Source organism: Clostridium algidicarnis (assembly GCF_000703125.1).
Classification (GTDB): Bacteria; Bacillota; Clostridia; order Clostridiales; family Clostridiaceae; genus Clostridium_L; species Clostridium_L algidicarnis.
Map to the genome: position 1 here is coordinate 1,961,914 of NZ_JNLN01000001.1, position 26,654 is coordinate 1,988,567.

General features: G+C 30.0%; 28 protein-coding genes. 24 read left to right on the top strand and 4 right to left on the bottom strand.

What is annotated here, in order from left to right; all coding sequences use genetic code 11:
* Positions 1-23: 23 nt before the first annotated feature.
* Together BV55_RS0109325 and BV55_RS0109330 are read left to right on the top strand one after the other, a co-directional pair.
* Positions 24-989, top strand: a complete 966-nt coding sequence (locus tag BV55_RS0109325; RefSeq protein ID WP_029452564.1) for a tRNA dihydrouridine synthase — start codon at positions 24-26, stop codon at positions 987-989.
* 117 nt (positions 990-1,106) lie between these two features.
* Complete coding sequence (locus tag BV55_RS0109330; RefSeq protein WP_051652473.1) at positions 1,107-1,991, top strand: SDR family oxidoreductase; 885 nt, start codon at positions 1,107-1,109, stop codon at positions 1,989-1,991.
* On the opposite strand, the gene BV55_RS0109335 is transcribed toward BV55_RS0109330, so the two are convergent.
* Positions 1,975-4,953 (bottom strand): DEAD/DEAH box helicase, encoded by a 2,979-nt coding sequence (locus BV55_RS0109335; RefSeq protein WP_029452566.1) that lies wholly within the window; start codon positions 4,951-4,953, stop codon positions 1,975-1,977. The two genes, BV55_RS0109330 and BV55_RS0109335, sit on opposite strands and share 17 nt — an antisense overlap.
* A 145-nt stretch (positions 4,954-5,098) precedes the next feature.
* Here BV55_RS0109335 and BV55_RS0109340 point away from each other — a divergent pair, with 145 nt between their 5' ends.
* Positions 5,099-5,932, top strand: coding sequence for a deoxyribonuclease IV (locus tag BV55_RS0109340; RefSeq protein WP_029452567.1), 834 nt, complete (start codon positions 5,099-5,101; stop codon positions 5,930-5,932).
* A 340-nt stretch (positions 5,933-6,272) separates the two neighbouring features.
* Here BV55_RS0109340 and BV55_RS0109350 read toward each other — a convergent pair whose 3' ends face one another.
* Entirely contained in the window at positions 6,273-7,616 is a 1,344-nt protein-coding gene (locus BV55_RS0109350) for a hypothetical protein (protein WP_029452568.1), read from the bottom strand.
* Positions 7,617-7,688: 72 nt separating this feature from the next.
* Entirely contained in the window at positions 7,689-7,883 is a 195-nt protein-coding gene (locus BV55_RS0109355; protein ID WP_198023209.1) for a hypothetical protein, read from the bottom strand.
* Between the two features lie 721 nt (positions 7,884-8,604).
* Between BV55_RS0109355 and BV55_RS0109360 the strand changes: the two genes are divergently transcribed.
* The 11 genes from BV55_RS0109360 (at position 8,605) to BV55_RS0109420 (ending at position 20,018) form a co-directional block, all read left to right on the top strand.
* Positions 8,605-8,943 (top strand): hypothetical protein, encoded by a 339-nt coding sequence (locus tag BV55_RS0109360; RefSeq protein ID WP_051652474.1) that lies wholly within the window; start codon positions 8,605-8,607, stop codon positions 8,941-8,943.
* A complete protein-coding gene (locus tag BV55_RS0109365; RefSeq protein ID WP_029452571.1) occupies positions 8,930-9,310 on the top strand; it encodes a hypothetical protein in 381 nt (126 codons plus the stop codon). Before BV55_RS0109360 ends, BV55_RS0109365 begins: the two co-directional genes overlap by 14 nt.
* 557 nt (positions 9,311-9,867) lie before the next feature.
* Positions 9,868-11,289 (top strand): Sau3AI family type II restriction endonuclease, encoded by a 1,422-nt coding sequence (locus tag BV55_RS0109380; protein ID WP_029452572.1) that lies wholly within the window; start codon positions 9,868-9,870, stop codon positions 11,287-11,289.
* Between the two features lie 102 nt (positions 11,290-11,391).
* Positions 11,392-12,624: a DNA (cytosine-5-)-methyltransferase gene (gene dcm / locus BV55_RS0109385; RefSeq protein ID WP_029452573.1), complete on the top strand. Its 1,233-nt coding sequence runs from the start codon at positions 11,392-11,394 to the stop codon at positions 12,622-12,624.
* Between the two features lie 138 nt (positions 12,625-12,762).
* Positions 12,763-13,563 (top strand): Fic family protein, encoded by an 801-nt coding sequence (locus tag BV55_RS0109390; protein WP_084170532.1) that lies wholly within the window; start codon positions 12,763-12,765, stop codon positions 13,561-13,563.
* Between the two features lie 395 nt (positions 13,564-13,958).
* Positions 13,959-14,144, top strand: a complete 186-nt coding sequence (locus BV55_RS15835; RefSeq protein ID WP_242850870.1) for an NAD-dependent epimerase/dehydratase family protein — start codon at positions 13,959-13,961, stop codon at positions 14,142-14,144.
* A gap of 63 nt (positions 14,145-14,207) precedes the next feature.
* Positions 14,208-14,558 (top strand): NAD-dependent epimerase/dehydratase family protein, encoded by a 351-nt coding sequence (locus tag BV55_RS15840; protein ID WP_242850871.1) that lies wholly within the window; start codon positions 14,208-14,210, stop codon positions 14,556-14,558.
* An 818-nt stretch (positions 14,559-15,376) separates the two neighbouring features.
* Positions 15,377-16,615, top strand: a complete 1,239-nt coding sequence (locus tag BV55_RS0109405; protein WP_029452575.1) for an AAA family ATPase — start codon at positions 15,377-15,379, stop codon at positions 16,613-16,615.
* A 215-nt stretch (positions 16,616-16,830) separates the two neighbouring features.
* Positions 16,831-17,775, top strand: coding sequence for a hypothetical protein (locus BV55_RS0109410; protein WP_029452576.1), 945 nt, complete (start codon positions 16,831-16,833; stop codon positions 17,773-17,775).
* A 448-nt stretch (positions 17,776-18,223) separates the two neighbouring features.
* Positions 18,224-19,315, top strand: coding sequence for a phosphoribosyltransferase-like protein (locus BV55_RS0109415; RefSeq protein ID WP_029452577.1), 1,092 nt, complete (start codon positions 18,224-18,226; stop codon positions 19,313-19,315).
* Entirely contained in the window at positions 19,305-20,018 is a 714-nt protein-coding gene (locus BV55_RS0109420; RefSeq protein ID WP_084170533.1) for an NADAR family protein, read from the top strand. The genes BV55_RS0109415 and BV55_RS0109420 overlap by 11 nt, the downstream gene beginning before the upstream one ends.
* Here the strand turns inward: BV55_RS0109420 and BV55_RS15890 are convergent.
* The gene (locus BV55_RS15890) at positions 20,013-20,147 is read right to left on the bottom strand and encodes a hypothetical protein (RefSeq protein ID WP_278246642.1); all 135 of its coding nucleotides are present in this window, start codon (positions 20,145-20,147) and stop codon (positions 20,013-20,015) included. The two genes, BV55_RS0109420 and BV55_RS15890, sit on opposite strands and share 6 nt — an antisense overlap.
* Positions 20,148-20,630: 483 nt before the next feature.
* Between BV55_RS15890 and BV55_RS0109430 the strand changes: the two genes are divergently transcribed.
* The 10 genes from BV55_RS0109430 to BV55_RS0109475 all read left to right on the top strand — a co-directional run bounded on the left by BV55_RS0109430 (position 20,631) and on the right by BV55_RS0109475 (position 26,587).
* Positions 20,631-21,260 carry a phospholipase D family protein gene (locus BV55_RS0109430; protein ID WP_029452579.1) on the top strand — a complete coding sequence of 210 codons (630 nt, stop codon included), beginning with the start codon at positions 20,631-20,633 and terminating at the stop codon, positions 21,258-21,260.
* A gap of 3 nt (positions 21,261-21,263) precedes the next feature.
* Positions 21,264-21,515 carry a hypothetical protein gene (locus BV55_RS0109435; protein ID WP_029452580.1) on the top strand — a complete coding sequence of 84 codons (252 nt, stop codon included), beginning with the start codon at positions 21,264-21,266 and terminating at the stop codon, positions 21,513-21,515.
* 14 nt (positions 21,516-21,529) lie between these two features.
* A complete protein-coding gene (locus BV55_RS0109440) occupies positions 21,530-21,757 on the top strand; it encodes a hypothetical protein (protein ID WP_029452581.1) in 228 nt (75 codons plus the stop codon).
* Between the two features lie 368 nt (positions 21,758-22,125).
* The gene (locus tag BV55_RS0109445) at positions 22,126-22,608 is read left to right on the top strand and encodes a YbaK/EbsC family protein (RefSeq protein ID WP_029452582.1); all 483 of its coding nucleotides are present in this window, start codon (positions 22,126-22,128) and stop codon (positions 22,606-22,608) included.
* Positions 22,609-23,064: 456 nt separating this feature from the next.
* A complete protein-coding gene (locus BV55_RS0109450; protein ID WP_029452583.1) occupies positions 23,065-24,189 on the top strand; it encodes a radical SAM protein in 1,125 nt (374 codons plus the stop codon).
* 241 nt (positions 24,190-24,430) lie between these two features.
* Positions 24,431-24,661: a hypothetical protein gene (locus BV55_RS0109455; protein WP_029452584.1), complete on the top strand. Its 231-nt coding sequence runs from the start codon at positions 24,431-24,433 to the stop codon at positions 24,659-24,661.
* Positions 24,662-24,739: 78 nt separating this feature from the next.
* Complete coding sequence (locus tag BV55_RS0109460; protein WP_198023211.1) at positions 24,740-25,144, top strand: MarR family winged helix-turn-helix transcriptional regulator; 405 nt, start codon at positions 24,740-24,742, stop codon at positions 25,142-25,144.
* A gap of 162 nt (positions 25,145-25,306) precedes the next feature.
* The gene (locus BV55_RS0109465; protein WP_029452586.1) at positions 25,307-25,888 is read left to right on the top strand and encodes a flavin reductase family protein; all 582 of its coding nucleotides are present in this window, start codon (positions 25,307-25,309) and stop codon (positions 25,886-25,888) included.
* A gap of 77 nt (positions 25,889-25,965) precedes the next feature.
* The gene (locus BV55_RS0109470) at positions 25,966-26,355 is read left to right on the top strand and encodes a nitroreductase family protein (protein WP_084170535.1); all 390 of its coding nucleotides are present in this window, start codon (positions 25,966-25,968) and stop codon (positions 26,353-26,355) included.
* On the top strand, positions 26,327-26,587 hold the full coding sequence (locus tag BV55_RS0109475) for a hypothetical protein (RefSeq protein WP_029452588.1): 261 nt from the start codon (positions 26,327-26,329) through the stop codon (positions 26,585-26,587). The genes BV55_RS0109470 and BV55_RS0109475 overlap by 29 nt, the downstream gene beginning before the upstream one ends.
* Positions 26,588-26,654 lie beyond the last annotated feature (67 nt).

Below are 26,654 nucleotides of genomic sequence, written 5' to 3' on the forward strand. Positions count from 1 at the left end.
ATTAGAATATAAGGAGTTCTTAAATGAAATATTATTTAGCACCAATGGAAGGAATCACAGGATACATATATAGAAATGCTTATGATAAATTTTTTCATAACATTGATAAATACTTTACACCTTTTATTGTAACAAATAAAAGTAGAAGTCTTAAAACTAAAGAGCTAAGGGATGTGTTACCTGAAAACAATAAGGGTATGAATGTTGTGCCTCAACTACTTACTAATGATTCGGAAGGATTTATTAATACTTCTAGAAAATTACAAAGCTTAGGTTATAATGAGGTTAATTTAAATTTAGGCTGTCCTTCAGGAACTGTTGTTTCAAAAAATACAGGCTCTGGGTTTCTAGCTAAAAGAGAAGAGCTTGATATGTTTTTAGAGGAAATATTCAAAATGGATGATATGAAAATTTCTATAAAGACTAGAATAGGAAAGGATAGCTCAGAAGAGTTTTATGAGCTTATAAAAATTTATAATAAATATCCTATAGAGGAATTAATCATTCATCCTAGAACACAAAAAGACTTTTATGGAAATAAACCTAATTTAGAGGTATTTAAAGATGCACTGTCTTTAAGCTCTAATCCAATATGTTATAATGGCGATATTTTTACTACTCATAACCATGAAAAGTTAATAAAGGACTTTCCAGAGGTAAATAAAGTAATGATAGGTAGAGGAATAATAGCTAATCCAGGATTTATAAATGAGATCAAAAACAATACTAATTTAGACAAAGAGGTACTTAAAGATTTCCATGATGAAATTTTTAGTGGATATAGAGAATTCTTAAATGAAGAGAGAAATGCAATGTTTAGAATGAAAGAATTATGGGGATACATGAGTCACATATTTTCAAATAATGAAAAGTATGCTAAGAAAATAAAGAAGTCTCAAAGGTTAAGTGATTATGAACAAGCGGTTTCAAGTTTATTTAGGGAACAGGAAATCATAAAAGGAGCAGGTCTTTTTAGTAGTCCGTATTAGAATATAGAATTTAGAATATAAACTCCTTATAAGAATATTTCCAAACTAATTTACTAATAATAAACAGTAATTATATGTGTAAAATTTCTTATAATAATGGTTTATTAGGAGGTAAATATGGATAATAAAGAAAATATGGAATGTAAACAAAAACCTATAAGTTTCCCACCACAGCATCAACAAGCTCAGCCGGGCATGGAGGGGATAATGGAACCAAGACCTATATTTGATAATCCATGCTATAAAGGAAGTGAAAAACTAAAAGATAAAGTCGCCATAATTACAGGTGGTGATAGTGGAATTGGAAGAGCGGTGGCAGTAGCCTTTGCAAAAGAAGGAGCAGATGTTGTTATTTCATATTTAAATGAAGATGAAGACGCAGAGGAGACTAAAAGGTATGTTGAAAACTGTGGAAGAAAATGCTTGCTTATAGCAGGTGATATATCTGATGAAAACTTTTGTAAGTCTATAATAGACAAGACAATAGATACCTTTAAAAAGTTAGATATACTAGTAAATAATTCAGGAGTTCAGTATCCAAAGACAAGTATAGATTTAATAACACTAGATCAACTTGAATCAACCTTTAAGACAAATATTTTTTCTATGTTTTATCTTACAAAGGCAGCTCTTCCGCATCTAAAGAAAGGAAGTACAATAATTAATACAACCTCAGTTACTGCCTATGAAGGACACAAAGACCTTATAGATTATTCTGCAACAAAAGGAGCAATTGTAAGCTTTACTCGTTCATTATCACTATCTTTAGTTGGTAATGGAATTAGAGTAAATGCAGTAGCACCAGGACCTATTTGGACACCGCTTATAGTATCAAGTTTTAATGAAACTAAGGTTACAACATTTGGATCTAATACACAAATGAAAATGGCAGGGCAACCCTATGAATTAGCTCCAGCCTATGTTTATTTAGCCTCAGAAGATTCATCATATGTAACTGGTCAGGTGATTCATGTTAATGGCGGAACTATGGTAGAAAGCTAGTTATATAGTCATAAATATCTTCTCTTATAGGAGTAACTAATTGATATTTAATTTCTACAGCTGTTTTACTAGTGTTTTTCATAATAAATTGTATGGGTTTTCCTATGGCTTTGATTTTACCTAGGAAGTAAAATTCTTTTGAAACTTTATCATCCTTATTTTTTCTAACAAATAAGCTCATTTCAACACCATTTTCTTCACCTCTATAAGCTTGTACTATATCATCAGAAGTTATCGTTCTACCTACCTTTGATATAGCAATTAACTGAGAAGGGGATTGAAATCTATCTTCGTAATTAATGGTATCTGTAATATCGGAAGACTTTTTATAATTGATAAATACAGGGTAGGTTTTAGTGGCTTTATCAAATTTATAGCCACCAATATTAAGAGCAACCTCTCCTTTTTTCCACTCTAGGAGTCTACAAACATCCTCATAGGTATATTTCTCATATAACTGAAGGCTAGTATTCATATATCTGTTACTGTAAAACTTATTGTATCTTTCTATTCCAAAATCAATTAATTCCTCAACCATATATTTAAAATCATTATTTTGAAGGTGATCTTTAAATGATTTAGAAATATTATAATCAGAATCTGACTTTTCTAAGAAGATACATTTTTCATAAGTCTTTTTACCGGCGCCTGATAAAAATTCATTTGTAAGAACGTTAACTACATTGGTTTCAGTACTAGCTTTAAAGTCTATATCATAATCTTCTTTTAATCCCTTTTTCAGATTGTAAATTAGATCAGTTTCATAGTTAATGGCGTATTTAAGCATAAGTAGTTCATGAATTCTTTTACCAGAAGCTAGCTTTTTAGAAATAAATTCAATAAACAATTCCTTTGAATCATCAAGTCTTATGTCATATTCCTTTTCATACTTTTGTAAAAACATATAATAAGAGCCAAGACTTTTGCTTTGGAATATTCTTAAAGGATCAATAGACTCATAGGTATCAAAATCCGCTAAACTTGGTATTCTACCAATCTTTTGTTTAAGAGTATTATAGCTTTCTTTAATTAGCTTAATATCATTAAAGTTAGCCCTATCAATAGACTCAAATATCTTTTTCTTAGATATTTCATCAAAATTAATAGTGGAGCAACCAGGTATTATTCTTGTGCCTTCCATAACATACTTTCTAATATTATCTTTGTTAAAAGTCCTATCTCCAGATAAAGCAATAGGAATTAGAAAGTTATTGTTATAGTTTCCTATAAAGTCTATGATAACAACGTATTCTTTAAACTTATCCTTCCTAAGGCCTCTACCTAATTGTTGAACAAAGATAATGGAGGACTTAGTTGGCCTTAACATAACAACTTGATTAACAGAGGGGATATCTACACCTTCATTAAAGATATCCACAGTAAATATATAATCTAAAGAATTATCTATTTCATCTTGTTCTAAGCTCTGAATTGCTATTTCTCTTTCATTTTGAGTATTATCTCCGGTTAGAGCCACTGTTTTATATCCATAGGTGTTAAATATATCTGAAAGTTCATGGGCTTCCTTCTTATCACTACAAAATATTAATCCCTTTACTCTTTCACCACAATATCCATAAAAATTAATTTTATCTATTATATGATTAACTCTTTCTTTAGCTACTAAGGCTCTGAAGAAAGAGTTATCTTCGAGCTCCACACCATCCACGCTAATATCAGATACACCAAAGTAATGGAAGGGGCAAAGTAAATCTTCTTCTAAGGCTTTTTGAAGACGTATTTCATAGGCGATATTGTAATTAAACATTTTGAAAATATCAAAGTCATCACATCTTTCAGGTGTGGCTGTCATACCAAGCAAAAATTTAGGGGCAAAATATTCAACTATCTTCTGATAGCTATTAGCTCCTGCTTTATGTACTTCATCAATGATAATATAATCAAATTCATCCCTTTTAAAACTTTTAAGAACATCATCCTTTGATAGTGTTTGGACTGTACAAAAGATAAAGTCCTTATTAATATCCTTCCTAGTTCCAGATAGAATACCCATAGTTCTAGTATCACCAAATACATTTTGAAAGCTATTTAAAGCTTGCCTTGCTATTTGTTCTCTATGTACTATAAATAGGGCCTTTTTAGGATTATAATTTCTTAGTTCAAAAGCAGATAAATAGGTTTTTCCAGTACCTGTAGCAGAAATTAAAAGAGCTTTATCAGAGCCATCTTCCCGGATCTTATTTAATCCTTGTATGGCAGCTACCTGCATTTTATTTGGCTTAAGCTTATATTGTGAAAGCCTTGGAACACTACTTTTTCTAGCGTATTCAATTTGCTTTTTATAAATATCCTGGTAGGTTTCTATCCAATCTAAAGTTAGATCATAGGCATCATCCCAAAGTCCGTTAAACTCATCAATAACATTTTCAGTTAAAGAACCTTCCTCTAAAGAAGAAATTTTTAAATTCCATTCTTTGTTTTTGGTTAAGGCTGATTGAGTTAAATTTGAACTACCAACGATTAATTTATAATGATCATCATATTTAAATATGTAACCTTTAGTATGAAAGTTTTCTTTGCTATATAGTTTAATTTCAATATTTGAAAATTCAAGTAGTTTTCTAAGGGCTTTAGGCTCACTAAAGTTCAAATAATCTGTAGTTAATATCTTACCTTTAATACCTTTTTCATCTAAATATTTAAGAGTTTCAAGTAAGGGGGTTATACCACTACTTGTAATAAAGGCAACGGATATAAAAAATTCCTTACACTTAGTTAATTCAGAAATTATTTCGGTTAAAACTTTGCTACCCTTTGAGTAGTCGTTTACTATTAACTTTGGAGTTAAAGCTAGATTTGAATCTATTAAGCTATTTATGAGACCAGCTTCACTAGCTTTAAGAATCTCATTTTTAATTATACTTTTATCGCCTGTATCAATAGACTTTATGGTAATACCTTCTAGGTTGTGTGATATATCAGATTTAATTATATTACTCATATTTACCTCGCATTTTCTATATTAGTTAAGGTGTAAATGATTTCATTAGTGATTATATTATAGTATAATTATGGTATAGTGATATTGATAAGTGAAGGGTATAATAAGTTAATAAAATAAAGTAAAGTACGGAGGAAATATATATATGATAAATATAGGATGTCATTTGTTTTCATCAAAGGGATTTAAGAACATGGGTGAAAATGCCCTGAAAATCGGAGCCAATACTTTTCAGTTTTTCACTCGTAATCCAAGAGGAAGTAAAGCAAAGGATATAGACGAAAAGGATGTTAAAGAATTTTTAGAATTAGCAAAGGAAAATAACTTTGGGAAAATCTTAGCCCATGCACCCTATACATTAAATCCATGTTCAGCTGATGATAGAAATAGAGAATTCGCTATAGAGATAATGAAGGATGATCTAAATAGGATGGAATATATACCAAATAACTTATATAATTTTCATCCCGGAAATCATGTGAAGCAGGGAGTAGAGGCAGGAATAGAATATATAGTTTATGCTTTAAACTCAATTTTGAAAGAAGAGCAGACAACAAAGGTCCTATTAGAAACCATGTCTGGAAAAGGAACTGAAATAGGAAGAAATTTTGAAGAAATAGCTGAAATTATAAAGGGTGCTAGGCTAAAAGATCATATAGGTGTATGTTTAGATACATGCCATATTTATGATGCAGGATATGATATAGTAAATGAATTAGATAAAGTTTTAGATGAGTTTGACAGGATAATAGGTCTTGATAAATTATGTGCTATTCATTTAAATGATAGTAAAAATCCATTTAAAAGCCACAAAGATAGACATGAAACAATAGGAGAGGGCTATATAGGTTTAGATGCTATATCTAATATAATTAATCATAAGAAGCTATGCCATCTACCATTTTTTCTTGAAACTCCAAATGAACTTGAAGGACATAAAAGAGAAATAGAATTACTTAAGGGTGTATATAAGTGGTAAGGTGGACTTGTTTCTATTGAATCTAATCCACCTTCACTGTTTAGGAACAACTTCTTAAAGTATTCCCCTTAACCGTTATCATTGTCACCAACTCCTGCACCCTCTGCAAGTGCTGTTATTGGAACTGATGTTAACACTAGAAGTAAACACAGTAAGGTGGATATTATCTTATTAACCTTCCTCATGTATATTATTATACCTCCTTATCTTATGATTTATTTCCTATAAACTCTTACATGCTTACTTTAGTGATTAGTTTCCATCTCCTAAGCCTGGTCCGTCATAAGGTGTGAACCCGTCAGGTATAATTGTCTTATCTCTAATGAAATCGTCTACTCCGTTAGAGCTGTATCCATCTGCGTCTACTCCGCTGTTCCCACCCACCGTTGTTAGCTGGTTTACTTGGTTGTGGTGTTGGCTTTTCAGCAGGTGCTTGTGTTGGCTTTTGTGCTGGTTTCTCTTGCTTTTGCACTACCTTCGGTGTTGGTGGTGCTGGTGGTGTATCAGGTAAACTCTCTATCTCTAAGACTGTTGTTCCTAAACTCTCCGCTACGTCTTTAAGAAATGCATCAAATTCTGCATTAGGTAATCCTAATCTCCCTATACTTTCCTTAGCTGCATCATACTGTAGCTTAGCGTCCCAAAGTGTTATACCGTTAGATAATACCTTGTTAGGGTCAGATGGCATACCCTCTGTTTCTATCCAATCCTTGCCATACTCTAAGCCTTCTTCTGTTACTCCTAGTACCTCTGGCTTTCCTGTTGATACCTTAAACTTATCTAAGTTGATTTTACCATACTCTCCCTCACTTAAATAACCATAAGCTTTGTTTTTAGCTAGCTGTGTATTAGCTATTAACATGATTGATTCTGATTTACTTAATGGTTCGTCCCATCTTGATTCGTCTGATGTTAATAAGCCTAAATTCTTAGCTACTACCATTGCCTTATAAACCTCTTCCTGCATACCCTTAATGTTGTTTTGTAACATATAGGCTAGTGTATATGATTGCCACCTATCCTTCGCTACTACCTCTTTACTCTCCTTGTCTTTATACTTAAAACCCGCCTTTAAAGCTAAATCTCCCGCATTCTTATTATCTTTAAATGCCTTCTCTTTACCAGTTACCTTTGACATTTCATCTTTAAAGTGTTTATTAACTAACATATAGATGGCCTCTGACCTTGATATGCTGCCACTATATGAATTACCATCTAAACTCTTATTCTCTACAGATAAGAAACCATATTCATCTACGCCTTGTGCAAACTTTGTATGACTTGTAGCACCTCCAACTGCTGTCTCGAAGTTCTTATCTATTTCTATCTCCTGCACTCCGTTTTCTGTCTTGTATACTAACTCATAGAATTGCTCTCTTGTTAATGACTGTGTACCATTAAATGATTCAGGATTAGTTGCGTCTGGCATTAAGTTATAGTAGGCATTTATAGATGCTGCTATTGCGTCACTATCACTGTCAGCTACATCTGTATAAACGTTATTCCCTAGTTTAGCCATCTTATCCTTTACTTCACTGCCATCCCAATACTTAGTAACGAATGTCTTATTTCTAAAGGCGTCCTCTAAGGTTGTATTACCTTCTCTGTCACCTGCCTCGTCTACATATAAACAACCTGACTTTCCATTTACACCTTTCTCCGTTACAATATTAATGTTGAACACCTGGTCAAATTCTTGTCTAAACCCTTGATTAAATGTCTTAAGTTGGTCTAGTTGTACCCAATCTAGTTCCTCCTATTGCTTTCCCTTTTCCTTAATGTCATAACTAGGACTTGCTAATTCTAATGTTATTGTTTCACCCTTATCTATAAGGCTTAACATTTCTTTAGAATTGACTGCTGCACAACCTGACAGCTGTGAACACATTATTACCAGTGACATTAATATTATCAGTGACGCTACGGATATTATTACTTTTTTATTATTCATGAATTTACCCCACATAAGTATTTCCCCCTAATAAATATCATTTTTAAATTACATTAATTAAAAATCTAATAAGCTTAATTACTATGATTATACACTGGGTTTAATTAAAAAAAATAGCCAAATAAATCCATAGCTTCAGTCAAGTAAAGGTAGGCAACCCTTTGATTTAACTTATCATTAATTCCTTTATAGCTTCAAAGTAATTGGTCTACCCTTTAAGTATGCAATAGTTAATAAAGTTCTACTAAATATTAAAAATAATAGTGCCTTTGTTTTTAAAATAAATTTACTAGTATTAAATTTTACCTTTGTTTTTATTACTAGTATATTTACAATATTTTATTTATTATTATGGTTTTATTATTATATTTATTTTTAATATTCTTTTTATTATTATTATTATTATTATTATTGTCTTATGTCCTTATAAGGGGCTTATATTTGTTTATAGGGGACCTATGAGGGGCTTTATGAGGAGCTTGTTTTTTTCGTATTTATTTAAGTAGGGTTAATATATCTGCTCTCATTTTTAATATGAAAGTTATATATAACTCCATACGTTAAATTCTATTGTAACTTTGGTTTTTGCTTTATTTCCAAGATATATCTGAAGCTTTTCTAGGTACTGTTTTTAAATGTTAACGTTATGATATTCTAACAGAAACTACATATTTATATGATATAATTAGAGCAGTAACTACATTATACAAGGAGGAAACCTATGGGTGAATCAAATGAAATAGGTCTTATGGATAAAGATAAATTATTAAATATATTTGACTATTTAAAGGAAGATAAAGAGACCTATAAGATATATTCTAATTTAAAGATATTAAAACCTAAAGCTGAACAATTATTGGCTATGAAGATATTAGCTGCAAGACCGGAACCAGCCAAAGATTTTGTAGATGCATATATATTATGTAAGGATTTAAATATATCAACTAAAGCAGAGCTATTAAATATTTTTGAGGAACATATATCGTTAACTCTTATAGGAGAAAGACAGATGAATTTCATTAAATACTTAGGAGAGGATTTAGGCTATGATTGGGAATAAGTATTTACAAGATTTGTTTAATTATTTAGATGAGGATACAAGTTTAAATCAACTTCTAGAGTTGTTGAAATACAAAGATATGGGATTTATAAATAGTTTAAATAATGAAACTATAAATTTAGAACTGTGCAGTAAGGAAGAAATAGTATATTTAACAAAAGTATCAGCTTTAATAGATTATTATTTACAAATCCATGGCTTAGAAGTTCCAAATTGGTTAAGGGATGCAAGATTGAAATTTGATAGACCCTATTACCACTCTAAGAGGATAAGTGATTTTGAGAAAGTAAAACTACAGTATACTAATCCCTCGCCATTTAAAATACGTAATGTTTATTTTAATTTAGATGGTATTTTGAGGATTTAGAATTGTTGGTATGAATTTTAATTATAAATTTTATAATTGAAGGAATTTTGAATATATTTAATGGAGGAAAAGATATGGATGGTATAGAAAATGACAAAAACTTATTAGTTATAGAAGCTATTGAAGGATTTGTATATAATCATAATATAAGTAGCAGTAAGGCTTTAGAAATATTTATATATTGTAGATGAATTACTTAGAGAATGGGAAAGTAGGAGACTTAGTTAAAAGACTTCTACTTTTTTCATTTTCAAAGACATATCATCGATATATATAAAGATGATGACTTTGTTTCATTCCAGCACCTCACAAGTGGAGTTTGAGTGAATCTTCCAGCTTCTATAATTTTAGCAATTTTTTTAGCATCTACATTCATCATACAATAGTCCACCCCTTTAGTTTATAAAAGTTATTATACTTGATATTGCTTATTTGTTATGTATTATATTATATCATTAAATAATTCAATTAACATAAATGGAAAATTGGTAATGTAATATATGTTATAACAATAGTATAATATCTAATAAAGAGAATATTTGTATGGGGGGATATAAGTGGATTACAACTATGATAAAAATAATAAAGAATCTATAGAACAATATGCAAGAAAACTGCTTAATAAAAGTTTAAATGAATTGAACATATATAATAGAGAGTATAGATTTAATAATAAAAAGTCAAAAGGAAGACTAGGACAAACTGTAGAAGAATCATATTTTGGATATAGGGTTAACAGCAAACAAGAAGCTGACTTTGATGAAGTAGGTGTAGAATTAAAGGTATGCCCTCTTAAAAATATTAAAAAGAAACCTAATTCCAATAATATAAGAGAAAGATTAGGGTATTCAGCTAAGGAAAGAGTAGTATTAAGTATTATTGATTATTTTAAATTGAACAATGAAGTATGGGATAATAATTCAATAATGGATAAATGTGAAGAGCTTCTTTTGATGTTTTATATGAACAAGAAAGATGTTCCTACAGAAGACTTAATATTTAAGATTATAAGTTTATGGAAACCCTCACAGCAGGATTTGAAAATTATTGAAAGTGATTGGAATACAATTGTATCAAAAGTTAAGGACGGTAAAGCTCATGAAATTTCAGAAGGAGATACAATGTATTTAGGTGCGTGCACTAAAGGAAGTACTGCAGAAAAGAGTAAAAGATTACAACCAAATTCAAATATCTTGGCTCCTCAAAGAGCATTTTCTTATAAACGATCATATGTAGATTATATAATAGAGGATTTACTTAGAAAGGAACAATATAAAAAGTTTAAATTAGCTAAATCTTTGAGTGATGAATATATGCTTTTTGATCAAAAAATCTACAATATATTTAATGAAATCGTAAATAAGTCTCTTGATGAAATTATAAAGGTGTATTCAATTAATAGACAAAGAAAAGCTAAAAATTTTATAAGGCTTGTAATTGATGATGTTTGTAAAATAGCTTTCGGAGACAAGCTTGATAACTTTGAAGAATTTAAAAAAGCTAATATTGAAATTAAAACTATTTTATTAAAACCTAATGGGATACCAAAAGAATCAATGTCTTTTGAACAAATAGATTATTGCGAAATAGTAAATGAAGAATGGAACACTTCGACTATAAGAAATAAGTTCGAAAATAAGAAGCATTTATGGATAATATTCAAGAGTAAAATAAATTTTAAAAAACAATCAGAATTAGGATTGGATGATATTTTACTAAATAAGGTTATGCTTTGGAATATGCCTATAGCAGATTTAGATAATAGTATGTACAAGGTATGGATAGATACTACAAATAAGATTAAACAAGGTGACTATAATAACTTTATTAAAATTAGTAATGGAGAAATTGCACATATAAGACCAAAAGGAAAAGATGCAAATGACTTAGCCCTTACACCTCAAGGCACAAAAGAAAGAAAAAAATGTTTTTGGCTAAATTCTAAATATATAAAAGAACAAATTGAAAAAGAAATTTAAAATAAAAGTTTACTATATAATTTAACATTTTTAAAATCGATCTTCCTTTTTTAAATAATATATAGTATAATCTATACGTTACATATTAGGAGGTAAGATTAAATGAAATATACAATTTGTGAATTGTTTGCTGGGGTTGGGGGATTTAGAGTTGGATTTGAAAAGGGTTCTTCTCATTGGACAACAGTTTGGGCGAATCAGTGGGAGCCTAGCAAAAAAACTCAACATGCTTTTGAATGCTATAAGAGTCATTTTGAAACCTCCGGTGGAATAAATGAATTTAGTAATGTAGATATATCACAAGTCCCAACAGAGAGTATTCCATATCATACAGTGTTAGTAGGGGGATTCCCTTGTCAGGATTATTCTGTTGCAAGTACTGGAGCTAAAGGAATACAAGGTAAAAAGGGTGTGCTTTGGTGGGAAATTGAAAGAATCTTAAAAGATAAGAGACCACCATTTGTGCTTTTAGAAAATGTTGATAGATTATTAAAATCACCATCAAAACAAAGAGGAAGAGATTTTGGGGTAATTATAAACTGTCTTGCTAAATTAGGTTATTCTATTGAATGGAGAGTAATAAATGCTGCTGAATATGGATTTCAACAAAGAAGAAGGCGTACATTTATTTTTGCTGTGCATAACACAACTAATTATTATAAGGAATTAAAAAATCAAAGTGTATATCAGCAACTTCAACATTCAGGATTCTTTAGTTCTATCTTTAACATACAAACTTTTTCACAAGAAACTATTAATGGTATAGATATAAAAGAAAAGTTTGATTTGGATACACTTAAAATTTCAAATGATTTTAACTTTGAATTTAAAAATTCTGGAATGTACAGAAATGGAGTAATATATACAATAGAAACTACTCCAAATAATTTATTGACAAAGTATCAAATTACATTACAAGATGTACTAGAAAAACATGTAGATGAGAAATATATTTTATCTGATGAGGATTTAGAAAAGTGGATTTATATGAAAGGCTCTAAAGCTATTGAGAGAACATCTAAGGAAGGTCATAAGTACATATTTAGAGAAGGCGGAATAGCATTTCCAGATTCAATAAATAAGCCAGCTCGTACAATGTTAACAAGTGAATCAACTAAAAACAGAAGTACTCATGTTGTTGAGGATGTTGAAACAGGAAGGTTAAGAGTGCTAACTCCACTAGAATGTGAAAGAATTAATGGATTTCCAGATAACTGGACTAATACAGGAATGACTCAGTCGTTTAGATATTTTTGCATGGGAAATGCATTAGTTGTAAATTTAATAGAGCATATGGCAAGAAAGTTGCAACAGATAGTAGAGGAGGAAGATTAGTCTTTCTCTTCTTTTTATGTTAAAAAAGGGGGATTGATAGAATAGAATGTTTATAAGGTAAAAAGAGATAAAGACAATATTGGTTTAATAAAAGAATATTAGTAAGAGGATTACGTTGTTTTCTCTGGAGCGACTCAGATGTCCCCAAAATTATTACTTGGTTTAAAGGTTATAATAATTGTATATAAATTGAATAATTACAGAAGGGTTTATAGAAAAGTGGTGAACTTAACAGATTATAATAGATTTTTAGAAATATTAAATCAAACTAAGGGAATTCATAATTCATTGAATGAATTGATGAAATATGATTTTATATATCATTCAAATAAAATAGAGGGTAGCGCTTTTACTATAGAAGATTTGCAAATGTTATTTGAAAAGAATATTGTTACTGGAACTCATACCTTAGATGATGTACAAGAAACAGTTAACTCATTTTATACTTTTGATTTGCTTATAGATAGCATAGATAAGGATTTAACCTTAGATATGATAAAAAATTGGCATGGTAGCCTAATGTATAGAACTAAATTGCACGATTTAGGAATTGCAGGAGTATTTAAAAAGTATCAAAACAAGATATTAGGAGCTAAATTTGATACTGCTAACTCCTTAGAAGTTGAAGACAAACTAAATATTTTAATGAATAACTTCTATTCTTTGGAGAAAGTTAGAATAGAGGATATTGCTAGATTTCACTTCGAATTCGAAATAATTCATCCATTTCAAGATGGTAATGGTAGGATAGGAAGGTTTATATATTTAAAACATCTATTAGATAATAGATTAGGTTTAAAGTATATGAGTGGTGAAACTTCAAGTGAATATAAAAAAGCTTTAGGATCTTCTACAAGTGAGGATGTAAAACCATTAGTAGACTATATAAATAAGCAAAAGGACTTTATTGAAGAAAATAAAAATATGTTTGAGCAGTAATAAAAAGAGGGTCACTTTGTTTCCCGCGATTACCTTGGAGAAACCGTTAAAATACGTATATCATGCAATAAAGCAACTGTACCGTAGAAAGAATCAGAGCAAACAAGACAGAATGTTATAAACGATGTAGATAAAAATGGAGAAAGTGTCTTTATCTTCTAAAAGGAGTCTTAAATGTGGAAGCTAGGATAAGTGATACAGGTAGAAGAGGTAAATGGTAAAAATCATATCAAAACTAAAGCTAATAGAAAAAGGTGGATAACCTTAACAATATAGAACAATATAGAATAATATTAAGAATATCAAGGATACTAATAGAGTGATAGAACTACACTTCGCCCCCTCTAATACCCTTAAGGTCAAGAATATTAATCTAAGAAACCTATAGAAAAAGATTGCAGAGTAATACTATAGGACGTTTAAATATTTTAGAAGCATGTAGATATAACCCAGTAGATTATCTTGTTTATGCATTTTCAAGCTCGGTATATGGTTCTAATAAAAAGGTATTATTTGAAGAAACTGATTTTGTAGACAATTCAGTATCATTATATGCAGCCACTAAAAGTCAAATGAATTAATGGATCATATTTACAGTCATCTTTACAATATACCATCTACAGGATTGAATTTTTTTACAGTCTATGCCCTATAGGAAGACCAGAAATGCATACTTTGGATTTACTGATAAGTACTTTAAAGGAGAACCTATTAAGATATTTAATAATGGAGACTTTGACCATGATTTATATAGAGATTTTATCTATGTAGATGATATAGTAGAAGGAATTGAAAAATTACTTAATAATCCATCCATAAATGAAAATGAAGTTCCTCACAAGGTATTTAATATCGGCAATAATAGCCCAGAAAAGCTTAAGAAATTTATAGGGGCTTTAGAAAAGGCATTAAGTAATTCTTTAAGTAAAGAAGTTACCTTTGAAAAGATATTTGAACCAATTAAACAAGCCTATGTTCCAGCAACTTACGCTTAAACAGATAGACTTCAAGAATCAGTAGGATTTAATCCATCTACTAGTATAGAAGAAGGATTTTAAAAGTTTACCGATTGATATGTTGGGCATTATGGAGGTCATAACCCACCGGAAATATAGCGAAAATGTAGTTTTATTGTTTAGCATATTCGTGGCCCATCACTTGATTGTGGGTGGACTGTTGTTTAAAGGTGACACACACCAGGAAAAAGAGAAGTGGAAAATAAGGATTAGAAATTAATTTTATTTAGAAAGAGTTTACATGTTAATTAAGGCTGATAGCATATTTTTCTTTGAGAGAATTGAAATCCTTGGGAGATTTTTTTATTATTCAGGGACTTGGAACATATATTCTAAAAACTGAGAAAACCATACATAAAAGATTTATTGGGTCATTTTATCGAAATGTTAGAATATTACCCTAATTACCATGGTAGAGGGATGAAGTAGAAACTTAATATGCAATTAATTATGCTCTTCATTGTAATGGGGAATCGAATTCATATGTTTTTTAAAGATTACCTCAGCTATCGTAGATGTGAAAGCTAAGCTTCAATTTATACTGGTGCGGGTAGAAGAATATAGGATACCATCTGCAACTTTATACTCTTGAAAAAATATATATTCAGAAGAGAATATATTATGCATAAAATGTGCAAATTCAAGCAATAAGACTTTTGAATGGCTTAAGTATGAAAAGCGAAAGAAAGATGCAAAAACACCAATTAAGCTATTGACTACATGAGGTTAATGGTATAAAATTAACATAAAGAAGCAAAAGTCATTAATTTGAATATTAAAGTTAGCGAGGGAATAATATGCTTGTAGGATATAAATTTGATAATTATACTTCTTTTTATGAAGAAACTAATTTATCAATGGAATCAGGAAAGGATAGAAAGTTTATAGAACAAAATACATTTAAAACGCAATATGGAAGATTAAACAAATCGGCTCTCATATTTGGAGCAAATGGAAGTGGAAAAAGTAATTTTGTGAATGCACTACAATATATGTGTAATTGTGTTTTAGCACGATTTGAAATTCAAGCAAAGATTATATCTGTTTTAAATAATTTTGCATTTAATGAAACAGGACTCAATAAGCCAAAGTCTTTTGAGGTATCATTTATAGTTAATAATATTTTATATGAATATGGTTTCTCAATATTAAACGGCAAAATAGAGAAGGAATATTTGTATAAAAAAATAAAGAGAAGAACTGAAGTATTTATTAGAAAAGGTCCTAGTTGGAAAGATATAAGCATTACAAGTGATTTTGAAAATGTTAAACATTTAATTCAAAATACAAGAGAAGACGCATTATTTTTATCATGGGCTAATTTTGGAAATAACGAAATTGCTATGAATGTCTATAATTGGTTTAAAAGTATTGAAATTTTTGATGGAGATGATACAAATGAATTTCTATCATCTACTGTTAGTTACATAGAAGAGAATGAAGAAAATAAAAAAAAGGTGCTAAAGTTTCTTAATAAAGCAGCTATAGATGTTTTAGATATTAATCTAGAAATTAAAGAAGATGATAGTAGAAAATTTTTCGCGGAATCTTTGAAAAAGAACGTTATAGATAAATTAGACTTATTACCTTCATTTAAAAGGGTAGACTTAAAAGTTCTTCATAAAGTATACTCTGAGAATTGGTCAGAAATTGGTACTATAGAAAAGAATATAGGAATTGAGTCTAACGGAACTAAAAAGATGTTTGAAATAGCTGGTCCCATAATTGATTCTATTGAAAATGGTAAGATTATAATAATAGATGAAATAGATGCAAGGTTACATCCGCTATTAGTAAATCATTTAGTAAAGTTATTTAACTCAAACATAAGCAATGCTCAATTAATTTGTACTACACATAATATAATGTTACTAGATGAAGATTTGAGGAAAGACCAAATATATTTTATAGATAAAAATGAATATGGGGTTAGTAAAATCAAGCGTTTAACAGAGTTTAAAGGTATAAGAAAAGATAGTAAAATTGTCAAACAATATTTGTTAGGAGCATTTAGTAGTATACCAAACATAAAATAAAAATTCTAAAAAACAAAAGAGCAAAATAGTTAGCGCTATTATTGCTCAAAAGTTAATAAATACATACTAATATTCAAATATTATAGTTACCTACTTAATATTGTATATTAATACTGTATGTATTTCAATGCTTTTCTTTAATGAGTGGAAAGGAGGTAATATAGTATTATAGAGCTTTGTTTTTTAGTTAATCATAGATAAAATATAATTATGAGGTGATTAATATAAAATTAACAGAATCATACAACATTAAGAAAAATCAAGAAGACTTAGAATTTGTAGATATAGATTTACAACAGGATTTAGAATTATTCATAGACCCATATATTTTTACAAAATTAAATGGTGACTTCGCAAAAAGCTGTAATAACGCTATTATAAAATTTTTTAATGGAGTTATAAATTTAATAAGAAAAAATGATGAAATAAATGCTAAGAGAATGCTAAATGGCTTAAAAGAACCATCCGAAACACACTTAGGGTTATCAGAACACTCCATATATGGAAATGGAGTAAGAGGAAAAAAGGCAGCAAAACTGTATAAAATGTTATCTAAAAGTAGAGCAGCTAAAACAGGGAATTTAAAGGATTTATCAGATTGTGAATTAATGATAGATGGAATTGGAAAGGATAGTATATCTGATATAACTACAAATGTAATTAGAGAATATTTAATAGACTTCACTCAAAATCAGTGTAAGATTTATAATATTCCGATGACTTTATTTAGTAATAATATTTGGGATGATAATATAAAAAAATGGATTAAAAAGGACTATAAATTACCAAGTATAGGTGGTAAAAAGATAATACTAGTTCCTAAAAGCATTGTTACTGACAAGTTAATACTAAGTTATGATAATTTTTACAATAATGAAGTGTTAGAGCATTATAAAAATATAGAAATAAATGCATCTACAAGTTTAGTTAGAGTGCTAAAAAAAGGCGAAAGAGTTGTTTATAAGAAAGACTTAAAGAAAAAATATCCTAAATCAAAGTTGATTGTATATAATCTCATAAACGAAAACCCTAAATATTTAGATTTATATAAAGAAAGAAAAAAGATTTTTAACAATATGAATGTAGATGATATTATTTTTAAAGCACATGATAAAAACAAAGTGTTGAGGAATAAAAAGGGAAACCTCGCACCCCTCTAACACCTCGTAGGGAAGTAAATTACCAAGTAAAAGCATTTCATTAGGGTAAAACTTAATGAAATGCTTTTTTATTATGCTTACACGAGAGCGATTTTATGAAAATAAATACAGGCTTAAATAACTAAAGGTTCCAAAACAGGCTATAAAAAATACGGACATATGTACTGAATAAATTAAAATGTATATAGAGTAATATTATTTATAGAAATGCTTTAAAGTGATGAATATTAATAATAAAAAAATATGCAAATCACTTGAATTTATAATGTCGATTTAAAGGGAATCATAGCATACGATTTATAAAGGAATACTGTATTTTTTATCGAATCAAGTAGTTTAAGTATATGATAAATAAGGATATAAATATACTAGAACTACTAAGTTAAAATTAAAAGACCATGCATTGGAAGTTTTATATTATACAATAATTCATATGGGGGTATTATGAGTGAAAAGAGAATACTTAATTAAATCAATTTTTGAAACTATAAAGGATTATAAGATGCCATCAGAATCATATATGTCTTGTGATCATATTGAAAGATGGGTTTATCAATTTGAAAAAGATGATCAAGATATAATTCTTCAAGAAATGGATGGGATACTCAAAAGGTTTTATCTTTCACGTGAAGCTGTAAAGGAAAGAATAAAAAGTGTACTAACTAGCAATGTTATCTTTGGAGATAACCCCATTAATAGGATAAGAAATACTACTTTTTTAAGTATTCAAACTAGAGGAAGTAGTCAAAAGGATTTATTAGAAATAGTAGATGAAGTCCTTGAAGAAGAGTATAATTTAAGCATAGAAAGTTGCTCTAGTGAAGATTTTTATTTTTATATAGATGACTGCATATTTACAGGAAACAAGTTTGTATATGATTTATTAACTTGGATTAATAAAAATAAATTTAATCAAGGGTCTAAGCTGTTTAGTTATCATATAGCATTACATAAATCAGGATGGTCTTATGCATATAAAAGAATAAAAAGTGAAGCAGATACTAAAGGTTTGGAGATTGAAGGTTGGAGACATATGTGTATAAATGATATAAAGGAGGATAATTCCAGCATAGAGGTGTTATGGCCACTTAAATGTGAGGATTGCTTTGTGGAAGACTACCACAATAAGGTAATAGAAATATGTAAAACAAATAGGTGGAATGATAAATTATTCAGAAACCCATCTACAACAATAAATGAAGTTTTATTTACTTCAGATAAAGCAAGAAACATAGTAGAAAAAGCTTTTTTAAAAGTGGGAGCAAAGTTGGTAATGTCAGCAGAGTCACCTGCTCAATCAATGAGACCACTTGGTTTTCAAAAATTAGAATCATTAGGGTTTGGTTCATTTTTTATAACGTATAGAAATATTGCGAATAATTGTCCATTAGCATTGTGGTATGGAAATCCCACATATGAAGGAAATCATCCTTTTCGTATGTGGTATCCATTATTTCCAAGGATGACACAAGGAAATGGCGTTAGTATAAATATAAAACCAAAGGAAATAGATTTGGAGGAACTATTTAATGAAAGATAGATCTGTGAAGAGAGTTTATAAAAGAGATTCATCTATTATTTTTCGAAAAACTCACGAAAATTTTGGTGGCTTGTCAAATATGGCTTCGGGATATCCAATAGAGTTAAGTGGAGTTTATATAAGAACATCAGAGGCACTATATCAAGCATGCAGATACCCACATTTGCCAGATGTACAGAGGGCTATCATTAGTCAGAATAGTCCAATGACAGGTAAAATGAAAAGTAAGCTATATAGAAATAACACAAGAGAAGACTGGGAGAATATAAGAGTGCAAATTATGAAATGGTGTTTAAGAGTGAAGCTTGCACAAAATTGGATTAAGTTTGGTACGTTACTTGAGTCTACTTTGGAATATCCAATTGTAGAAGAATCTCACAAAGATGATTTTTGGGGAGCAAAGCCTATAGATGAAAATGAGCTAGTTGGTATTAATGTATTAGGGAGATTATTGATGGAATTGAGAGAAGAATATCTTAAATTTAAAAATACTCATGATTATGTATTAAAGGCCCCATCAATAGATAACTTTTATTTGCTAGGAAGTAAAGTTGAAACAATTTATAGTAAGGAAAATGAGCATGAATATAATAGAAATCATAAAATAGAGATATGCTTTCAGATGAATACATTTCATGGGAAAGTGGGAGAGAGCAAGAGGGTAACTTCGTCACCATCTAGTACCTCAGGGTCAATGTCATAAAGCTAGTATATTTGTTATTAATGGTTCTATTACACCAGAATTTAATTCAAACTTTAATACTTTCATCTTTAGTAAATTACCCTTATATTGGACCTCTATAACTTGATCTTTAGCAAGTGAGTCTAGCAAAGCATGTCCTCACAAGGAACCCAGAGTAGAATGAAATGGAAAATTGCGCTTAAGCGGAAATATTAGCAATGGCAAATAGCAAGAGGGAAACTTCATCTCCATCTAACACCTCTAGGGCCATGAAGTTCCTAGGTAAAAGCATTTCATTAAAGTAAAATTTAATGAAATGCTTTTTTTATGAGTTTTCATATTAAAAATGAGAGCAAAGATATTAACCATACTTAATATCAAGGGATTCTTAGATTAAGGTGGAGCTTGCTTATAAGGAATACATCTCTCCATCTGATTTTTAGAAGAACTTATGTAGGGTCATAGCGATAGTGTACATTTTATGATGATGCTCCTGATAGTCTTTATGGGGCGTTGCAACTTATTCAAGGGGTTAAGAGTTTGAAATTTTATGATAGGAGTTTATTATTTTAAAGGAATTTTCACATAAATATAGAAATACCAATTGTAATAATTATGATTGGAGATTCTATAATGAGTGTAAAATTTTTATATAACCATAATAAATCTAATTGTATTGGAGAAGAACTTAAACAGTTGATAGCTGATGCAAAAGATGAAATAACAATTGTAGCACCATATATATCTAAAAATCTTCTAATAAATATAATTGACGTTTTAGATGGAATAAAAATAAGAATTCTAACAAGACTTTCATTAGATGACTTTATAAGTAGTTCCTCAGACATAAATATACTCAATAAGTTAACTAAGAACAATAATATTGAAGTAAGATATTATTCTAATCTTCATGCTAAAATCTATGTTATTGATGAAAAAAAGGCTGTGATTACATCAGCAAACTTTACTCAAAATGGTATGTATAACAATTTAGAATATGGTGTTTTGATTGAAGAGGATTTAACAGATATGATACGGGATATAAACAATTTATGGAGTAATGCTGGTATAGTTAATGATGAGATAATAGCTTCAATACAAGATGAGCTTAACATCTTAGAAGAACATAAAAAGCAGGCACATAAAATAAAGAATGAAATTAATGAAGTAAATAAGCAAATTATAGAGCACAAAAGAAGTCATCCATATAGAAGAGAGAATTTAAATAAAGAAACGACTAATAATAGTATTTCAGAATATTAAGCATTGGATTTAGTTGTTAATGAATGTGGTATGAAAAACATTAGAGAAAAAATAGTTGAAGTCTATGATCGGATAAAAATTAATATACCAGAAGCTATAAGGGAATTTTGTGCATTTAGGTATAGGAAAAATAAAAGCAGAGTAGATGTTGCTATGAATATAATGAACTATAGAATTTTCCTTTTACCATGTATGAGTAAAACTATAGCTGAAATAATATATCCAAAAAAGACTTCTACAATCTTAAAACCATAATATCAGAGGAGAGATTGAATAATATTGAAAAATGGGAATTTAAAAATATTGAATGCGATATTTTATATTTTACTTTTGATGAAGTATTGAAATTAGATGAAGTACATTGGAACTCATTTAAAGAAGCTTGCTTAATTGCTTACAATGGAAAGAAAAGTAGAAATAGAGATTCAAATATGATAGTTAACTGGAGAAGTGTTGAAGAAAAATTTTATATCATAGATGAAAAGAATAGCAAGTGAGCCCAGCAAAGCATGTCCTCACAAGGAACTCAGGGTAGAATAAAATGGAAAACTGCGCTTAAGCGGAAATATTAGCAATCGCAAATAGCAAGAGTGTTATTTTGTTCCCCGTCAGTACCCAAGGGTTCCAGTAAATTAGTGGATAAATATGCAATCAATTTTATTTATGATGTAGGTGCATATTTGGAACCACTGGAATATGTAAAAACTCTTAAGGCTAAATTCTTTGTCTCTGATCATATAGATCTGAAGAAAGATACTGGGCGCTTAACAATCTTTTTGAAGAAAATATGTTGCTCTGGGTTCAGGTGTAACTTTTATTTACGATAAGGATAGTATAAAAAGTATAATAAAAAGGAGATTAGTCAATGTCTATTGAAAAAGTAAAAACATATTTTAAGGGATTTAGAATAGAAGATAAAATTGAAGAATTTGAAATTTCATCGGCTACTGTTGATTTGGCGGCTAAGGCTTTAGGGATAGATGGTGCACGAATTGCCAAAAGTCTTAGCTTTATGGTAGAGAATAATCCTATCATCATTGTAATGGCTGGAGATGCCAAAGTTGACAATAGTGCATATAAACAATATTTTCATACAAAGGCAAAGATGCTGATATATGAGGAAGTTCATAATTTAATAGGACATGATGTTGGTGGAGTGTGCCCTTTTGCGTTACCGGGCAATGTTAAGGTTTATTTAGATGTATCGCTAAAGCGATTTGAAACAGTATACCCTGCCGCTGGAAGTAGTAATAGTGCAGTTAAACTAACCTGTGATGAATTGGAAAAATATTGTTCCAATTTTGTAAGTTGGATTGATGTGTGTAAAGGCTGGAAGGAAATCGTATAAAGAGAGTCTAGCAAAGCATGTCCTCACAAGGAACCCAGGGTAGAATAAAATGGAAAATTGCGCTTAAGCAGAAATATTAGCAATCGCAAATAGCAAGAGTGTCACCTTGCTTCCTCCAGCACCCCAGGGTTCCAGTAAATTACCAGGTAAAAGCATTTCATTAAACTAAAACTTAATGAAGTGCTTTTTTATGAGCTTTCATACTAAAGGTGAGGGAAGGTATATTAACCACACTTAAATAAATTAAATAAAATAGTTGCCCACTTTTACTTGACTCAAACAACTCAAACGTTGATAATTGCAGATGTAGAGAAAGTATGCTACCATATAATAATTATATGTTCTAAAGAACAAAAGGAAAAGAATTCATAGAAGATATTTACCGTGAGAAGTGATAATCTTTTTTGAATTTATTTTGCACTGAATCTTTAGGGTTTAAATATAGGAGGAAATATTATGAAGATACCAAAGAAAGATGCTTTGATGTGGTTTGAATTTTTTGCAATGCTTCCAGAGGACCAGGAACTTATGGTAAAGCAGCAAGAAATTATTTATGCAACTTTTGCACAAATTGAGGAAACTATTGATCATAGAAATGATATATTAATGTCTCAAATAAAAGGCTTGAAAAACTTAGAGAATAGAACATTCTTTGTAGGAAATGATAACAAATTCTCAAAAGGATGTCGTTCTTGCCTATTTGGAACTGGATTAGGTGCAATAAGGAAGACTAATAAGTGCGATGCACAGTGCAAGTTTTGCTATAATTATGGAGAGCTTGATAATCTTCCTCCTATTGGTGAAGGTATGTGGGAAATTGGTGGCACAAAATTTTATGAGAAAGATATTGACTTATTACTTTCAATCCACAAGAAACCTACTGGAGTTGCCTATGTTTATTTAGAACCATTTATGGAAATTGAAAAATACTATTCAGTTATAAAGAAATTTAAAGCTGCAGGAATTTATCAGCATCTATACACAAATGGTATTTCGGCTACGGAAGAGACACTGAAAGCATTAGGTGAAGCTGGTCTTGATGAAATACGCTTTAACCTTGGGGCTACGAATTGTTCGGACAAGGTTATTGAAAATATTAAAATAGCTAAAAAATATATTCAAAATGTAGGTATTGAAACCCCAATGACACCTGAGTTTTTCGAAGAATTTTCAAAGAAAAAGCAAGTAATTTTAGATACAAAACTAGATTTTATAAATTGTGCAGAATTACATTTAAATGATAACAACATATATAATTATAGCGAAGAAAATATGTATATCTCTAGACAGGGTTACATATCTCCCATTTGGAGTAGGGAATTAACTCTTAAATTTATGAAGATAGCTGATGAGGAAAATTGGGATTTAGCAGTTCATGATTGCTCGAATCATACAAAATTTGCTAGGGATTTAAATTTGAGCAGTAAAGAGGAAAGATGGTTCGGAGCTAGTAATTATGCCTGTGAGTTTTCTAGGATACCATATGAAGCATTCTTACCAATATTGAGTGATGATAACTTCAAATTTTTAAGTGAAGAAGAATTACCTAGTGGATACAAACCAGGAGAGTTAATTTTTTAGGTAAGCTACAAAGTGTATAGTGTGTAAATGCAGTCCCCATCAGAGTTTTTTGATGGGGACTTTTAACGAGAAAAATTAGAAAGGGTGCCTTTTTGTTACCAATTACCTTAATTATATTTTGAATTATAAGAGAATAAGGTGTCAACTTTATTTATAGAACATCATAAGCATTATTGACAAAATTTGTACTAAAGAGTATACTTGAGGCATCAACAATTGATTAGTCAAATGAGAAGGAGGTATGTGCTTTTACACCATAAAGGATACAAGACCTGGATATTTTGATGTAATATCTAAACCTATTTTTGAAGCAGTGAATATTCCTGTAATTTTAACAGGAGGAGTGAAAAAAGGCACAGATGTTATGGATATCCTTGATAGAAATGTATGCGATCTTGTAGGAATAGGTAGATCAGTTTTTAAAGAATCAGATTGGATGAATAGGGAATTGAAAGGATTAATTAAAGAATAAATTAAAGAATAAATTAGTCTTTATTATGAAAGAATATTAGGAGATTTAAGGAATATGAAATTAAAAGCATTTAGCAATATGCTTCAGAAATTAAGAAGCGTTGAACAGAAACTTACGAAGGAATTTGAAAGTAGTACAGGATTTAGTCTTACAAGGTATGAGATTTTAATATACCTTAGGGATAATGGAGATAGTCTACAGACTAAAATAGCTGGTTATCTTGAAATAGATCCTGCAGCGGTTACAAGGCATCTCAAGATTTTAGAAGAGAAAGGCCATGTTGAAAGAAAAAGGAATAAAGAAAATGGAAGAGAAGTGATTGTTTCACTTACTGATTATGCAAGGTCTGAACTTGTCGAATGTGAAGAAAAACAAAGCAAAAATCAGTGTGAGCTTCCTGTTCCATTTAAGCAGGAGGAAATTGAAAAGCTTATTGATGTACTTGAAAATATAGAAAAGAAATTAGAATTAAAGAACAGCTAAAGCTGGAGCTATATAAATATCAGTAAATATTCTTCTTTCTTTATCCAAAGTGATAAGCAGTTGATAGAGTAAAGAAAATTAGTATACCTTATCTATATAAATATGGATATAGATATTTAAATAAAAGAACTAATAATTAATTTGTTAAAGGGAGGAAAAGTTATGAGAAAAAATTTTGGGGCTAAAGCATGGACATATCCACAGCCAGTTTACATTATAGGAACATATGATAAAAATGGGGTTCCAAATGCAATGAATGCTGCATGGGGAGGAATAAGCAATTCAACTGAAATATCATTTTGTCTTGCTTCAAATCATAAAACCATTAAAAATCTGAAAGAAATAGGTGAATTCACAGTAAGTATTGCAACAGAGGAATATTTAAAAGCATGTGATTATGTAGGTATTGTTTCAGGAAATAAGGAGCCTAATAAATTTGAAAAAGCAGGTTTTCATCACACAAAAGCGGAAAAGATAAATGCACCTATTATAGAGGAACTTCCTATGTCTCTTGAATGTAAAATGATATCCTATGATGAAAAAACAGAAATTTTAAGAGGTATGATTATCAATGTATCAGCAGATGAGTCTATTTTGACAGATTCAAAAATTGACGTAAAAAAACTTAATCCTATAATATTTGATCCTATACATACGGCATACTGGAGTATGGGAGAAAAGGTAGGTAATGCTTTCAGTGATGGAAAAGAAATTATAAAAGGTGGAGGTTCAAATGAAAAATAATGATTTTAAAGATATAACTTTTAACAGACATTCATCTAATCAGATTTAATACAAGACAGAATGATACTTCTTCTGCTATGATACTTATTTTTGGAGATATGAAATGCTATGAAAAGGCAGAAGAAATTTATGGCTCTGCCGTAGAAAAAGGTTTAATGACTAAAGATGTCAAAAAGGAATTAATGGATTTCTTTATGCCAGGATATGAAAATGCACCAAAGGAAAAAATGAATGATATTGTAAAAATAGATTCAAGTCTTGCTGCAATGCAGCTTATGCTGGTTGCAAGACAACATGGATATGACACTAACCCTATGGGTGGATTTGAGGAAGATAAAGTTGCAGAAGCCTTTGGACTTGATCCCGAAAGATATGTGCCCGTTCTAATTGTTGCTATAGGAAAGTCAGACTATACAGCACATGAGTCTGTAAGATTGGATGCAAAAGATATTACAGTTTTTAAATAAGCTAGGTGGAGTTATGGCAGCAGATTATGTACTTAAGAATAATAAAATAAAAGAATCCAAAAACGTTATGCCATCTGACTCAGATAGTATTGATAATATAGCAAGGATTAAGGGAAGTCGGATGACTTCTCTTAATCCATTTCATCAAGTGATTCTTAGACTCAGGTGGAGTTTGCTTATAAGGAATACATCTCTCCATCTGAGTCTTAGAAGAACTTATCCAGGGGCGTAGCAGCCGTCATCCCCAGCTTGAAGAGGATAGGGGTGTTACGGATGGTAGCCATCGGATATAGGCTACA

What these genes read in the sequence shown, in the direction of transcription:
- BV55_RS0109330 (WP_051652473.1), top strand. Translation starts at nt 1,107, where the DNA reads ATGGATAATAAAGAAAATATGGAATGTAAACAAAAACCTATAAGTTTC.
- BV55_RS0109325 (WP_029452564.1), top strand. Translation starts at nt 24, where the DNA reads ATGAAATATTATTTAGCACCAATGGAAGGAATCACAGGATACATATAT.
- BV55_RS0109360 (WP_051652474.1), top strand. Translation starts at nt 8,605, where the DNA reads ATGGGTGAATCAAATGAAATAGGTCTTATGGATAAAGATAAATTATTA.
- BV55_RS0109420 (WP_084170533.1), top strand. Translation starts at nt 19,305, where the DNA reads ATGAAAGATAGATCTGTGAAGAGAGTTTATAAAAGAGATTCATCTATT.
- BV55_RS0109465 (WP_029452586.1), top strand. Translation starts at nt 25,307, where the DNA reads ATGAGAAAAAATTTTGGGGCTAAAGCATGGACATATCCACAGCCAGTT.
- BV55_RS15840 (WP_242850871.1), top strand. Translation starts at nt 14,208, where the DNA reads ATGCCCTATAGGAAGACCAGAAATGCATACTTTGGATTTACTGATAAG.
- BV55_RS0109470 (WP_084170535.1), top strand. Translation starts at nt 25,966, where the DNA reads ATGATACTTATTTTTGGAGATATGAAATGCTATGAAAAGGCAGAAGAA.
- BV55_RS0109365 (WP_029452571.1), top strand. Translation starts at nt 8,930, where the DNA reads ATGATTGGGAATAAGTATTTACAAGATTTGTTTAATTATTTAGATGAG.
- BV55_RS0109455 (WP_029452584.1), top strand. Translation starts at nt 24,431, where the DNA reads ATGTGCTTTTACACCATAAAGGATACAAGACCTGGATATTTTGATGTA.
- BV55_RS0109445 (WP_029452582.1), top strand. Translation starts at nt 22,126, where the DNA reads ATGTCTATTGAAAAAGTAAAAACATATTTTAAGGGATTTAGAATAGAA.
- BV55_RS0109450 (WP_029452583.1), top strand. Translation starts at nt 23,065, where the DNA reads ATGAAGATACCAAAGAAAGATGCTTTGATGTGGTTTGAATTTTTTGCA.
- BV55_RS0109430 (WP_029452579.1), top strand. Translation starts at nt 20,631, where the DNA reads ATGAGTGTAAAATTTTTATATAACCATAATAAATCTAATTGTATTGGA.
- dcm (WP_029452573.1), top strand. Translation starts at nt 11,392, where the DNA reads ATGAAATATACAATTTGTGAATTGTTTGCTGGGGTTGGGGGATTTAGA.
- BV55_RS0109390 (WP_084170532.1), top strand. Translation starts at nt 12,763, where the DNA reads ATGTCCCCAAAATTATTACTTGGTTTAAAGGTTATAATAATTGTATAT.
- BV55_RS0109335 (WP_029452566.1), bottom strand. Translation starts at nt 4,953, where the DNA reads ATGAGTAATATAATTAAATCTGATATATCACACAACCTAGAAGGTATT.
- BV55_RS0109475 (WP_029452588.1), top strand. Translation starts at nt 26,327, where the DNA reads ATGCAAAAGATATTACAGTTTTTAAATAAGCTAGGTGGAGTTATGGCA.
- BV55_RS0109405 (WP_029452575.1), top strand. Translation starts at nt 15,377, where the DNA reads ATGCTTGTAGGATATAAATTTGATAATTATACTTCTTTTTATGAAGAA.
- BV55_RS0109460 (WP_198023211.1), top strand. Translation starts at nt 24,740, where the DNA reads ATGCTTCAGAAATTAAGAAGCGTTGAACAGAAACTTACGAAGGAATTT.
- BV55_RS0109340 (WP_029452567.1), top strand. Translation starts at nt 5,099, where the DNA reads ATGATAAATATAGGATGTCATTTGTTTTCATCAAAGGGATTTAAGAAC.
- BV55_RS0109355 (WP_198023209.1), bottom strand. Translation starts at nt 7,883, where the DNA reads ATGAATAATAAAAAAGTAATAATATCCGTAGCGTCACTGATAATATTA.